Origin of the sequence: Lysinibacillus sp. FSL P4-0201 (genome assembly GCF_038593425.1) — a bacterium.
Lineage (GTDB): Bacteria > Bacillota > Bacilli > Bacillales_A > Planococcaceae > Lysinibacillus > Lysinibacillus capsici.
On sequence record NZ_CP151995.1, the window covers coordinates 905,310 to 918,395 of the forward strand.

Genomic DNA, 13,086 nt, shown 5'->3' on the forward strand with positions numbered 1-13,086 from the left:
TAGAATGGTTTTCCACAAAAGTTTTTATCCACGCACCTATGCATGATGAAATAATACATTTTAGTCATAAAAGTTGAGGGAAAAGAAGCTATGGAAGGATAAATTAGTAAAGCAACAACAATTGAGGGACTTCTCTTATAAAGGGAGAATTAAAAATTTGGAGAGTCTGTCTGTAATGGCATAAAGCATGGCTATAAATTGTAGCGATGTTGAGCGTTAGAAGTTATGGACTATCAAAAATACACTAATGTGAGAATCTATTAAAATTTAGATAAAATATTTTATAAATATAATAATGCAAATAGTCGATTGAAAATGTTCTTAGTTTAATAAACAGTTAGATAAGCAGAGAAAAAAACTAGCGAATTGGTGTGAAAACCAATTCGCTAGTTTAATTATCTGATACTCATTTTAAATTCTAAAAATAATTCGTTGTATTTCCCTAAATAATCAGGTCCTAAATTTTTGTAGACCTCTAATGTATCGCGTTGTTCTTCAGAAGGATAGTAGCGTTCGTCAGAAACAACTTCTTCGTCCATTAAGTCCATAGCGGCAATATTAGGAGTAGAATAGCCTACAAAATCAGCATTTTGAGCACCTGATTCAGCACTTAGCATGAAGTTAATAAAGGCGTGGGCACCATCAATATTTTTTGATGTTTTTGGGATGACCATATTATCAAACCATAAGTTTGAGCCTTCCTCAGGTACAGCAAAGTCTAACTCTTCATTTTCATACATCATATCAGCTGCTTGGCCAGACCATGTAAGGGCAACAGTTGCCTCATTATTGATCATTAACGGTGTGATTTCATCTCCAATGATCGCTTTAACATTTGGTGCAAGTGTAATTAATTTGTCAGTAGCTTCACGAAGTTCCTGATCATCTAGTGAATTCAGAGAATAGCCAAGACTGTTTAAGCCCATCCCAATGACTTCACGCGCACCATCTACTAAAAAGACTTTTCGCTTTAAAGAAGGGTCCCATAAATCGTCCCAAGAGGAGAAGTCTAAGTCTCCAACAAGGCTTGGATTGTAGACAATACCTACTGTTCCCCAAAAATAAGGGACAGAATATTTATTGTTAGCATCGAATGGTAAATCTAAAAAGTAAGGATCAATATTTTTTAAATTAGGGATTTTCGTTTTATCTAAAGGAATTAATAATTTTTCTTCCTTCATCTTCTCAATCATATATTCAGAAGGGACAGCAATATCGTAAGCTGTTCCGCCTTGCTGAATCTTTGTCATCATAGCTTCATTGGAATCGAATGTTTCATAGATGACATGAATGCCTGTTTCTTTTTCAAATTCTTTTAACAAATCAGGATCAATATATTCTCCCCAGTTAAAGATGGTTAACGTGTCTTTTCCACTTTTACCGCCTCCCGCACTTAAGGCATCAGCCGCATAGAATAAAAGGGCTGAAACGACAAGGATGGCGATGGTAGCTTGAATTAGTGACTTCATCGATGCCCCTCCATTCTTTTACTCGTACGACTTGTCATGAAATAATAACCAACAACAACTAAAACCGTAACAAAGAATACTAATCCAGAAATTGCATTCACCGTTAGAGAAATTCCTGCGCGGGCCATTGAATAAATTTCTACGGATAAAGTACTAAAGCCATTACCTGTTACAAAGAATGTCACGGCAAAATCATCTAATGAATACGTAAGGGCAAGGAAGAAGCCTGCAAAAATACCTGGCTGAATATAAGGAAGAATGACACGCATCATAACGTCCTTTTTCGTTGCCCCTAAATCTAATGCTGCATCGATTAATGAGTTATTCATTTCTAGTAGCTTTGGTAAAACCATTAATACAACAATCGGTACACTAAATGCAACATGGGCTAGTAAAACAGATGCAAAGCCCAGTTTAATGCCTACCATTGTAAATAAAATTAAGAAGCTAGCCCCGATAATTACGTCTGGGCTGACGATTAAGACATTGTTTAAGGATAATAAAGTATTACGCATTTTAGAATCCTTAACCGTCACAATTCCAATTGCTCCTAGCGTACCAATAATAGTAGAAATGAGAGCAGAAAGTAATGCCACGATGACCGTATTTATTAATATAACAAGAAGACGCGAATCTTCAAAAACAGCTTGATAATGCTCCAAAGTAAAGGATTCAAAATTATTCATGGAGCCGCCACTATTAAACGAGTAAAAGATTAAATAGAAAATTGGAGCATAGAGAACGATAAAAACAATTGTTAAATAGACTTTGGCTGAAGCAGATAGTTTGTTCATCGTACGCGACCTCCTTTATCCTTTTGTCCCGTAATTAGCATGATAATCACCATGAATAAAATTAAGAATACAGCAATAGTGGAACCCATACCCCAGTTTTGCGTCACAAGGAATTGCTGTTCAATCGCTGTGCCTAGAGTAATGACACGGTTCCCTGCAATTAAGCGAGTAATCATGAACAGGGATAGGGCAGGGATAAAGACAACTTGAATACCCGATTTAACGCCATCCATTGTCAATGGTAAAACAACACGACGGAAGGTTGTAAAAGCCGAAGCACCCAAATCCCGTGCTGCATAAATGAGCGTTGGGTTTAAACGATCTAAAGAATTGAAGATCGGTAAAATCATAAATGGAATAAAAATATAGACCGACACAAAGACAAAGCTAATATCGGTAAAGAGCATTTGCTTTGGATCGAAGCCAAATACTTCGATAAATGCATTAATAGGCCCGTATAACCCAAAGATGCCGATAAAGGCATATGTTTTTAACAAAAGATTAATCCATGAAGGAATAATAATAAGTAGAAGCCAAAGTTGTTTATGCTTAGTCTTCGTTAAAAAATAAGCAGTTGGGTATGAAATTAATAGTGTAAAGAATGTAATTAAAAATGCATACCAAAACGAGCTCAAAGTCATCTTTAAGTAAACAGAAGAAAAGAACGCTTTATAGTTATCGAGCGTAAAGTTGCCATGTAAATCAAGCAGGGAATAATAGACAACGAGTGCAATTGGCGCGATAACGAAAAAGGCAATCCATAACACATATGGAAATAACGCTGATTTTGATGTTTTAGTTTGCATCTTCATCGTCTCCATACGATTCTAATCGTTTATCAAACTCTTCCTCTGTTTCGTTTAAGCGCATTACGTGAATCGCCTCAGGATCAAAGTCTAAGCCAATCTCAGTCCCTACTTCTGCTTTCTTCAATGAATGGACTAGCCACTCATTACCATCTTTATCGTATGTGGATAATTCATAATGTACCCCTCGGAATAATTGTGTATCCACTTTTACCACAAGTTTGCCTTTATCAATCGTTGTCATTTCTAAATCTTCTGGTCGAATGACAATGTCTATTTTTTCATTTGGCTTCATCCCTTGGTCGACACATTCAAAAACTTTGCCAGCAAATTCAACCTTGAAATCCTCAATCATCACGCCGGGTACAATATTGGATTCACCAATAAAGTCAGCAACAAAGCGGTTAATCGGTTCATCATAAATATCCACTGGTGTACCTGACTGCTGAATTTGTCCTTCACTTAAGACAAAAATTTCATCACTCATGGCAAGTGCTTCTTCTTGATCATGTGTAACAAAGACAAATGTTTTACCAAGACGTTGCTGTAATTCACGTAGCTCATATTGCATTTCTGTACGTAGCTTTAAGTCTAAAGCTGAAAGTGGCTCATCCAGTAAAATTACTTCAGGGTCATTGACAATGGCACGTGCAATCGCGACTCGTTGTCGTTGTCCACCAGACATTTCAGATATTTCGCGGTTACCATAGCCTGCCAAATTGACAAACTTTAAGGCTTCAGCTACACGCTCTTTTATGTCCTTTTCAGGAAGCTTTTTAATACGTAGGCCAAATGCGACATTTTCAAACACATTTAAATGAGGGAACAGCGCATAATCTTGAAAAACAGTATTAACTTGACGTTCATTGGCAGGAACTGCATTAATCTTTTTATCATGGAAAAATATATTTCCTGTTGTAGGTTCCGTAAATCCTGCAATAATTCGTAAAATGGTTGTTTTACCACAACCTGATGGACCAAGGAGTGTATAAAATTTCCCTTTTTCAAGCTCCAAATTGATATTTTTTAAAACGACGGTACCGTCGCTATATGACTTTGAAACATTTTCAAAGCGGATAATTGAATTGGTTGTCATGGATGCGCCTCCTTAAGCTATAAATAAGAATCTGTTGCGACAAGTAAAATTTTTGTTTCATCATCATGTGCATTAAAAATCTGATGATGGTCTGTCGCGTCATAATAAAGTGCGTTACCTTCACTTGCGATATACTGTTCATTCCCTAAAACGAGACGAATACGACCTTTAACAACATAAATAAATGTTTCAGAAAGCGAAGGCTCAAACTGTTTAAACTCGCCATCTGCTGCAAAGGTTAAGAAAATGGGTTCCATCTCTTTTTCATTCGAAGTAGGAATCAGCCATTGAATTTCATATTTTTTTTCTTCATCTGTATAGGTAGATTGATCTTCCTCTGTATAAACAACCTTCTGTTCAGGTGATTCATCATCAAAAAAGTCTTTGGGTCTTGACCCTAATACTTCTAAGATTGAAAATAATGTTTCAATTGAAGGTGAGTTTAGATCACGTTCTAATTGGGAAATATAACCTTTGCTTAAATCTGTACGTTCTCCAAGTTCCTCTTGGGTAAGACCTTTTTTTAAACGAAGCGCTTTAATTTTTGCTCCTATTTGCATCTTTTCCCTCCTAAGAGAAGTTTAGCAATGATAAACTTTCGAAATATGAAGTTTACTTTAACGAAACTTTTAGTTTACTAAAACCATTACAATTATACATAATAATAAAAAATTTGCAATCGTTTTTCGTGAAAAAAATAGCTGTAAAATGTTAAAAAATAGGGTATAAATGAAAGTGAGAAAAATTTTGAATAGAGTAGAATATTATTGTCAAAAATAGCTTGTAGATAGACAATAGCAATAATTCCAGTTATGGATTTGACGAATTTTTGTCAATCCATTTTAATCATCCAAACGGGCGGAGTTTACTTGTTTGAAAAACTGCGGTTACTCTGCTATCGTAGAAGACGAGTTCGCTAGTGCGAATGGAATATATAAACTACATATTTATTCGGAGGGATTTATTATGGCAGAACGCATGGTAGGTAAACAAGCACCTGACTTTACAATGGAAGCAGTACTTTCAGACAAATCGTTTGGTAAAGTATCATTAGAAGATATTAAAGCACAAGATAAATGGACAGTTCTTTTCTTCTATCCAATGGACTTTACATTTGTATGTCCAACTGAAATCACTGCAATGAGCGATCGTTATGACGAGTTCGAAGACTTAGATGCAGAAGTAATCGGTGTTTCTACTGACACAATCCATACACACTTAGCATGGATTAACACAGACCGTACGCAAAATGGTCTTGGTGAATTAAAATACCCATTAGCTGCTGATACAAACCATCAAGTATCTAAAGAATATGGTGTATTAATTGAAGAAGAAGGTATCGCATTACGTGGTTTATTCATCATCAACCCAGAAGGCGAATTAAAATACCAAACAGTGTTTGATAACAACATCGGCCGTGATGTTGATGAAACACTACGTGTACTTCAAGCACTACAAACTGGTGGTCTTTGCCCAGCTAACTGGCGTCCAGGCCAAGCAACTCTATAATCTAAATAGAGTCGAATCATTATGCGAAAAATTAAAAGTCCCCACGACAAGCTTGTGGGGACTTTTAACTGAATTTTTGTTTTGGGAAAGAGTTTTTATACCGTTATCTAAATATTTGAAGACAAACGATCTTTTAGAGGAGGATTTTTATGAAACTTCGTGAACAAATGCCTGAATTAGTTGGCGCAACGACTTGGTTAAATGGTGAAGTAACTAAAGCAGAATTAGTAGGCAAAAAACCAACATTAATCCACTTCTGGTCAGTAAGCTGTCATTTATGTAAAGAAGCAATGCCAGATGTGAACAATTTCCGCGATCAATATAAAGATGAATTAAACGTTGTAGCAGTACATATGCCACGTTCTGAGGCAGATACTGATTTAGACACAATTAAAGCAGTAGCAGCAGAGCATGATATTGTGCAACCAATCTTTGTAGATAGTGAAATGAAGCTAACAGATGCTTTTGAAAACCAATATGTTCCAGCATATTTTGTGTTCGATAAAGATGGTCAGCTGCGTCATATGCAAGCTGGTGGTAGTGGTATGAAAATGCTAGAAAAGCGTGTAAACCGCGTGCTAGATGAGATGCGTAACGCTGAATAATAACGATATGTTGAAGACGGGGATTAAGGTCCTCGTCTTTTTTGTTGTCCACCATTGACGAATTGGCTCTTGTTTTGACAATACATATCGCAGAGAATAGGCTACAATGGTGGTATAGTAGTTTTCGGAGGGATTTTTATGATGAAAAAAGAGTTTGCAGTCATAGGGCTTGGACGTTTTGGAGGCAGTATTGTTCGTGAATTAATGAGTCAGGGCGCACAGGTAATGGCAATTGATCATTCTTCAGAGCGTGTAGATGAGTTTGCTTCCATTGCTACACAAGCTGTTATTGCAGATTCAACCGATGAATCGGTGTTGAATTCATTAGGTATTCGTAATTTTGAGCACGTGATTGTAGCAATTGGGGAAGATATTCAAGCAAGTATATTAACAACAATCATTTTAAAGGAAATTGGTGTTGAGCAAATTACAGTAAAAGCTCAAAACGATTACCATGAAAAGGTTTTACGTAAAATTGGCGCAGATTTCGTCGTCCATCCTGAGCGAGATATGGGTATTCGTATTGCTAATAATATGTTGTCGAATACTGTTCTAGATTATTTAGAGCTATCAGATGAACACTCCATTATGGAATTAAAGGCTAATGATGCGATTGCTGGCTATTCCATTATGGATTTAGATATTCGCGCTAAATATGGCATCAATATTGTAGGAATTAAGCGTGGGGCTGATATTATCGTATCTCCACAGGCGAGTGACAAGATTTTATTAGGAGATATTATGCTTGTTATAGGCGCTGATGTTGATATAAATCGCTTTGTTAAAAAGGCCTTGAATGGGTAAGAGCAAATGACGAAACGCAGATGGAGACTTGTTATATTCGCTGGTATTTTATTAGTCGGTGCTTTTATTATGCAAAACAGAGAAAAAAGTGAAGATGAAGCTATTTCTCTTGTTCTAAATCATGCCACAGAAATTGACGACATTGAATTATTCCAAGGAGATCAATCACTATTTCATGCTACAGGCGATGAAGCACAAGACTTTATTGAGAAATATCCTTTAAGTCATGTAAGGAAGCTTTCCAAAAAGGAAAGAACTATTTTTGAAGAAAAGCCTGTATATCATATCGTTTATAAAATGCAGGATAAGCCTCTTTATGAGGTAGAAATATTAAAAGTGGCTATTAGTTCTGAACTTGATGAAGAGTTACAGCAAATGGTTTTTCGTGTGGATGATGCACAATATTTGGTTTATTGGGCAAAAGAGAAAAAGGTACTCGAACAATCGACCAACACGCAACGATTACTTGAACAATACGGGCAATAATGCAGGTAGTGATACAGCAATTCATGCTGGTCACTACTTTTTTATTCTATTTTTAAGAAAAATTGGAAAAAATATTTGATTTCATCGAGAGAGTTAGATTAAACTTTGACATAAAGAAGGGGGCTAGATGTAATGAAAATCATGTCAACTAATTGTGTAATCGAACAATTACAACCAGAGCATTTTACAGATATACAAAAACTCTACTCTAATAAACAAGTTCGAACTTATCTCGGTGGTGTTCCATCAAACAGCTATATAGAAGCATCTTTTAAAGGCATGCTAGAAGCGCCATTCCCTAATACATATTTATATATTACTTTAAAGGAGACAGGTGAATTTATAGGTCTTGTCTCAATCGATGAATACCATGATAAGGAGTTATATGAGCTTTCCTATCAATTTTTACCTCAGTTTTGGGGGAAGGGGTTAGCTTTTGAAGTGCTAACGCAGGTAATTCAGGATGGTTTGAATTATCTGAATATAGAATCTATTGTGGCAGAAACACAAACAGCGAACAAGGCATCATGTCGCTTGCTCGAAAAATTAGGAATGAAGAATGTACAGATGTTAGAAAGATTTGGGCAGGAACAAGCTGTCTATGAATTAAGTAAAAATATTCAACCGATAAGACAAATCATTGCCCTATCAGGTGGTGGGTTTTCTCAGCAGAACCCTTCATTTATCGATGAGTATATTTTACGACAAACTCAGAAAAATGAACGAGTTAAAATTTGTTTTATTCCCACAGCAAGTAATGATGCACAAGGGTATATCGAGAAGTTTTATACAGCATTCCATCATTGTGATGCAACCCATATCTTGCAAAAAGATATGCATGATAGAAGCATTCGAGAAAAAGTACTAGCGCAGCATATTATCTATGTGGGTGGAGGGAATACAGGTTATCTTCTTGAAAAGTGGCGAGAATATGGTTTTGATAAATTGTTAAAGGAAGCTTATCAAAAAGGGATTATATTAGCTGGCATCAGTGCTGGGGCAATGTGTTGGTTTGAAAAATGCTATAGTGAAAATACATATGATGATTTTGAGGAATGGAATGGCTTAGGACTATTATCAGGTACCTATTGTCCCCATTATAATGATCAAGAGAGAAGGAGGGCATTTGATCGCTGGATAGAAAATCATCCCACATTACAAGAATACACACTCATAGATACTGAGACACTCCATTTTAGGGATGAAAAGCTAGTAGCTAAAATTCAAACCTACTAGAAGGGACGAAGAAAAGTATGAGAATTCCAGCAAAACTAACACTGGGTGATGAGATACTTTGGTGGCAAGGTCCATATAAATACAAAAGAATTGAGGATTCAGGTGACTATATTTTAGAAGGAGAGCGTGTTCAACATGATCATACGAGAAGCAACCCGACATGACAGTGAACGAATTATAGCTGTTATGGCAAATGCAGAGGCATCAAATTTTATGTTATTTGGACCAGGTGAGCGCAATTTAGCACCTAAGCCATTTGGGGAGTATATAGATAAGCTATATCATAGTCACCACTCAGCTTTGTTCATAGCTGAAATGGATGAGCAGGTTGTGGCGTACTTAATTGTACAAGGCAATGAGCCGTCAAGAATTGCTCACCGTGCTTATCTTGTCATAGGCATACATAGTGACTATAGAGGAAGAAAAATTGGAACAGCTTTATTTCAACAAGTAGAAAATTGGGCAATAGTGAATGGTGTACATCGTCTAGAATTAACCGTCATGGAAAATAATGAGGCTGGTGTTGCTTTGTATAAGAAAATGGGCTTTGATATCGAAGGAATGAAGCGGGCTTCGCTGTATGTAGATGGACAATATATTAATGAATACTACATGTCAAAACTATTGATTGGGAAAGGAACTACCGTATGACTTCAAAAATGAACATCGGCATTTATTCCCCGTCCTCCCCAGCAACGGTGACGGCTTTGGAACGATATGAACGTGCTAAAGCATTTCTCGAGAATAAAAATTTTCAAATCGTGACAGGTTCTCTAACTGGTAAAACTGATTATTATCGTTCAGGTTCGCCAAAAGAAAGAGCAGAAGAATTGAATGAGTTATTACGTAATCCAAATGTGGATATGATTATGTCTACGATAGGGGGCACCAATGCCAATAGTATGCTACCTTATATTGATTATGAGGCTTTTCGTCAACATCCCAAATTGGTCGTAGGTTATTCAGATGCAACGGCCGTTCTACTGGCACTTTATGCAAAGACGGGAATCTCAACTTTTTATGGTCCAGCCCTCGTACCTTCCTTTGGCGAGTTTGAACCATTGGTAAATGATACCTTCAAATTTTTTGAGCATTATTTCTTTAAGCCTCAAGCATTACCATACGAAATTCCAATGCCTTCTTATTGGTCGGATGAACCTGTTAATTGGCTAGAGAAGACAGTGGATAAAAAACTCAAGAAGAATGAATGGTTAGCGATTCAGGATGGGGTTGCTGAAGGAAGGTTAATTGGCGGGAATGCCAATGCCATGTATGGATTTATTGGTACGCCGTATTTCCCTAAAATTGTGGAAGGTGATATTTTATTAGTGGAGGACTGCTTAAAAAATGCTGCTGTTGTTGAAAAGAATTTTGCAATGCTAAAATTGCATGGTGTCTTTAACAAAGTTAGTGGGATTATTTTGGGGAAACATGAATGCTACGATGATTTAGGAACGGATCGACAGCCATATCATATTCTACTTGAACAGTTGGATGGAATAAAGATTCCTATATTAGCAGAGGTGGATATTTGTCATACACATCCTATGCATCCAATTGCGATAGGCAAACGAGTAAGGATAGATGCCACAGCTAAGAAGATATACTGTTTGGAAAGATGGTTGTAATGATAAAGCCTTGCAAATCGTAGCAAGGCTTTATTTTCTAGAGGTTCCTATAATCATCATCAGTGATAGCGTACATTTTTACATTTTGGTATTGTCCCTTAACAAGCATACTTTTCCGTAATAACCCTTCAAACTGCATACCTGACTTCTCCATAACCTTTTGTGAGCCAATGTTTTCTTCAAAGCATCGTGCTTGGATACGTACTAAATCTAATTCATTAAAACCGAAGTCAATGAGTTTTTTTGTTGCTTCTGTTGTGTACCCTTTATTCTAAAAATCCTCAGAAAGCACATAGCCAATTTCCGCGTATTTATGGGTGTCATTAATCGTCACAAAATCAATCGTTCCAATAATTGTGCCTGCATATTCAATACCCCATAACATCAAATTGCCTTGCTGATAGCCATTAAAAATTAATGCCATAAAAGCCTTTGTATCCTCTAAACTCGTGTGTGCTTGCCATGTCACATAACGCGCCACATTTTCACTGGAAGAGTAGTCATACATTGCTTCTAAATCCCCATGTGTAATTGGTCTTAATAGTAACCTTTCCGTTTTCATAATTGGTATTTTACTCATGATTTACCCCCTTTAACAAATAGTATATAAAAAAGTCGACCCATAATTATGAATTAGGTCGACTTTTTATATTTATTCATTTTTGCAGCGATCACATTATGGATAGCGCTTATCTGTTGCAGAGGAATCCTTAGTTTTGGTTTTATGTTGTTCATCTTTCACTTTTTCATTCAATTCTTCGACAGGTATTGGATCTACTGTTTTCATGTCCTCGTGTTTATCAAAAATGCTTTCTTTATCTGTATCCAATACATCAGGGTTATTCGTATTACGTGTTTTTGCCTGTTTTTTATCATTCATTCACTATCACCTCTTACTATTAACTTTCACTTTTTTACTAGAGTGTAAACATTTTATTTTGGGTGATAGTGTAAGCTAATTGTTTGTTGTCAGCGTCAATCCATAAGGACATAGCTTTTACTCGAATGATAATGAGTATAGTGAAACAGAGATGGCTATCATTTCTACCATTTTTGTTAGGAAGATATAGTGGTCTTTCCCTGAAGTGCACGTTCTTCCATAGCTGTGTCAAACTCTTTTTCAGATTTTGACACGACAACACAAGCAACGCCATTACCAATTAAATTTGTAACAGCTCGAGCCTCAGACATAAAGCGATCTACACCGATTAACAGCGCTATTCCTTCCACTGGTATCATTGGGAAGGCAGCCAAAGTTGCTGCTAATGTAATAAATCCTGAGCCTGTTACACCTGCTGCACCTTTAGAAGTAATCATTAAAATTCCGAGCAGTGTAATGATTTGAATCCAAGTTAGTTCCATTCCATATGCTTGTGCGATAAACAATGCAGCCATGGACAGGTAGATGGAAGTCCCATCTAGATTGAAGGAGTACCCGGTAGGAACGACTAAACCTACAACCTGCTTCGAGCAACCATAGTTCTCAAGCTTACGCATCATAGATGGCAGAGCTGATTCAGAAGAGGAAGTCCCAATTACTAAGAAAATCTCATCTTTGATATAAGCGATAAATTTAAAGATGTTGAATCCAAAGAACTTTGCAATGGCACCTAAAATAAAGACAACAAATAAAAACATTGTTATATATACGGCAGCCATTAATAAACCTAGATTACCTAAAGATTTTAAACCAAAATTTCCAATTGTATAGGCCATTGCACCAAAAGCTCCGATTGGTGATATTTTCATAACCATACTTACAATCTTGAAGAATATCTCTGCTACTTGCTCAAAGAATGTGATGACTGGTTTTGCGGGTGCACCGATTGAGGCAGCTGCTAAGCCAAATAAAACAGCAGAGAATAGGACTGGTAATAATTGACCAGTTGCCAATGCACCAACTACATTTTCTGGAATAATACTAGAAATGAAGGCACCCAAGCCTTGCTCAGATTCAGCTGCAGCAGTTGTATATTTTGAAATATCAGCATCAGATGCACCTGATGTATCCAAGCCCGTACCAGGACTTACGATTAAAGCAACAGCAATTCCGATTGCTAATGCAATTGTGGAAACTATTTCGAAGTAAAGCAATGCCTTACCTCCGATTTTCCCGACCTTTTTCATATCTCCCATACTGCCGATTCCAATAACAACTGTTAGGAAAATAATGGGAGCAATTAACATTTTAATTAATTTGATGAATAAATCTGCTAAGATTTTCAAGCTGGCACCGAACTCGGGGAAAATGGCTCCGACAATAATCCCAAGTATGATAGCCACTATAACCTGAACAGTCAAATTTTTCAGTAACTTCATTTTTTGCTACCTCTTTTCTAAATTTTCTCTTTGATATCGCTTTCACTAAAAGTATCATAGCGAATATTTCTTTAAAAAAGAGATTTAGAAAATAAGAAACATATCGTTCATTAAGTACATTTACTTACATTTACATATAAATATAGTAATATCAATAACTATCTCTGTTATGGTACGCTATAGTTAATTAATTATTGTTATAATACAAAAACATAGAGTGATAATTAAGTTCTTTTTAAATTATCAGTTTATAATATTGTTCATTAAATTCAATATTTTCTGCTACTTATATAGATTAAATATGTTGTCAAAAGATTTTTTTGCAGATAATCTT

Annotated in this window: 15 protein-coding genes and 1 pseudogene; 8 read left to right on the top strand and 8 right to left on the bottom strand. The window is 36.3% G+C overall.

Annotated elements, in window-relative coordinates:
• Positions 1 to 395: 395 nt before the first annotated feature.
• Genes MKY76_RS04275 through MKY76_RS04295 form a run of 5 tightly spaced genes read right to left on the bottom strand, consistent with a single transcriptional unit; the run spans position 396 to position 4,725 of the window.
• Positions 396 to 1,469, bottom strand: a complete 1,074-nt coding sequence (locus MKY76_RS04275; protein WP_054549818.1) for an ABC transporter substrate-binding protein — start codon at positions 1,467 to 1,469, stop codon at positions 396 to 398.
• Positions 1,466 to 2,263 (bottom strand): ABC transporter permease, encoded by a 798-nt coding sequence (locus tag MKY76_RS04280; protein ID WP_048391966.1) that lies wholly within the window; start codon positions 2,261 to 2,263, stop codon positions 1,466 to 1,468. The genes MKY76_RS04275 and MKY76_RS04280 overlap by 4 nt, the downstream gene beginning before the upstream one ends.
• The gene (locus tag MKY76_RS04285; protein WP_048391965.1) at positions 2,260 to 3,069 is read right to left on the bottom strand and encodes an ABC transporter permease; all 810 of its coding nucleotides are present in this window, start codon (positions 3,067 to 3,069) and stop codon (positions 2,260 to 2,262) included. Before MKY76_RS04285 ends, MKY76_RS04280 begins: the two co-directional genes overlap by 4 nt.
• Entirely contained in the window at positions 3,059 to 4,165 is a 1,107-nt protein-coding gene (locus MKY76_RS04290; RefSeq protein WP_048391964.1) for an ABC transporter ATP-binding protein, read from the bottom strand. Before MKY76_RS04290 ends, MKY76_RS04285 begins: the two co-directional genes overlap by 11 nt.
• Before the next feature lie 17 nt (positions 4,166 to 4,182).
• The gene (locus MKY76_RS04295) at positions 4,183 to 4,725 is read right to left on the bottom strand and encodes an XRE family transcriptional regulator (protein ID WP_004224674.1); all 543 of its coding nucleotides are present in this window, start codon (positions 4,723 to 4,725) and stop codon (positions 4,183 to 4,185) included.
• A gap of 406 nt (positions 4,726 to 5,131) precedes the next feature.
• Here MKY76_RS04295 and MKY76_RS04300 point away from each other — a divergent pair, with 406 nt between their 5' ends.
• The 8 genes from MKY76_RS04300 (at position 5,132) to MKY76_RS04335 (ending at position 10,433) form a co-directional block, all read left to right on the top strand.
• Positions 5,132 to 5,674 carry a peroxiredoxin gene (locus MKY76_RS04300; RefSeq protein WP_004224676.1) on the top strand — a complete coding sequence of 181 codons (543 nt, stop codon included), beginning with the start codon at positions 5,132 to 5,134 and terminating at the stop codon, positions 5,672 to 5,674.
• A 149-nt stretch (positions 5,675 to 5,823) separates the two neighbouring features.
• A complete protein-coding gene (locus MKY76_RS04305; protein WP_004224678.1) occupies positions 5,824 to 6,279 on the top strand; it encodes a redoxin domain-containing protein in 456 nt (151 codons plus the stop codon).
• A gap of 141 nt (positions 6,280 to 6,420) precedes the next feature.
• Positions 6,421 to 7,083 (top strand): TrkA family potassium uptake protein, encoded by a 663-nt coding sequence (locus MKY76_RS04310; protein ID WP_004224679.1) that lies wholly within the window; start codon positions 6,421 to 6,423, stop codon positions 7,081 to 7,083.
• A 6-nt stretch (positions 7,084 to 7,089) separates the two neighbouring features.
• Complete coding sequence (locus tag MKY76_RS04315; RefSeq protein WP_342557461.1) at positions 7,090 to 7,569, top strand: hypothetical protein; 480 nt, start codon at positions 7,090 to 7,092, stop codon at positions 7,567 to 7,569.
• Between the two features lie 132 nt (positions 7,570 to 7,701).
• Positions 7,702 to 8,805 carry a GNAT family N-acetyltransferase gene (locus MKY76_RS04320; RefSeq protein ID WP_342557462.1) on the top strand — a complete coding sequence of 368 codons (1,104 nt, stop codon included), beginning with the start codon at positions 7,702 to 7,704 and terminating at the stop codon, positions 8,803 to 8,805.
• Positions 8,806 to 8,822: 17 nt separating this feature from the next.
• Entirely contained in the window at positions 8,823 to 8,969 is a 147-nt protein-coding gene (locus MKY76_RS04325; RefSeq protein ID WP_175400735.1) for a hypothetical protein, read from the top strand.
• A complete protein-coding gene (locus MKY76_RS04330; RefSeq protein ID WP_313871369.1) occupies positions 8,941 to 9,456 on the top strand; it encodes a GNAT family N-acetyltransferase in 516 nt (171 codons plus the stop codon). Before MKY76_RS04325 ends, MKY76_RS04330 begins: the two co-directional genes overlap by 29 nt.
• A complete protein-coding gene (locus MKY76_RS04335) occupies positions 9,453 to 10,433 on the top strand; it encodes an LD-carboxypeptidase (RefSeq protein ID WP_313871371.1) in 981 nt (326 codons plus the stop codon). The genes MKY76_RS04330 and MKY76_RS04335 overlap by 4 nt, the downstream gene beginning before the upstream one ends.
• 37 nt (positions 10,434 to 10,470) lie before the next feature.
• On the opposite strand, the pseudogene MKY76_RS04340 reads toward MKY76_RS04335, so the two are convergent.
• From MKY76_RS04340 to MKY76_RS04350, 3 genes and pseudogenes are all read right to left on the bottom strand, one after another.
• Positions 10,471 to 11,013 (bottom strand): annotated as a pseudogene (locus MKY76_RS04340) (GNAT family protein).
• 96 nt (positions 11,014 to 11,109) lie between these two features.
• Positions 11,110 to 11,313 carry a hypothetical protein gene (locus MKY76_RS04345; protein ID WP_004224696.1) on the bottom strand — a complete coding sequence of 68 codons (204 nt, stop codon included), beginning with the start codon at positions 11,311 to 11,313 and terminating at the stop codon, positions 11,110 to 11,112.
• 176 nt (positions 11,314 to 11,489) lie between these two features.
• Positions 11,490 to 12,752, bottom strand: coding sequence for a dicarboxylate/amino acid:cation symporter (locus tag MKY76_RS04350; protein WP_048391960.1), 1,263 nt, complete (start codon positions 12,750 to 12,752; stop codon positions 11,490 to 11,492).
• Positions 12,753 to 13,086 lie beyond the last annotated feature (334 nt).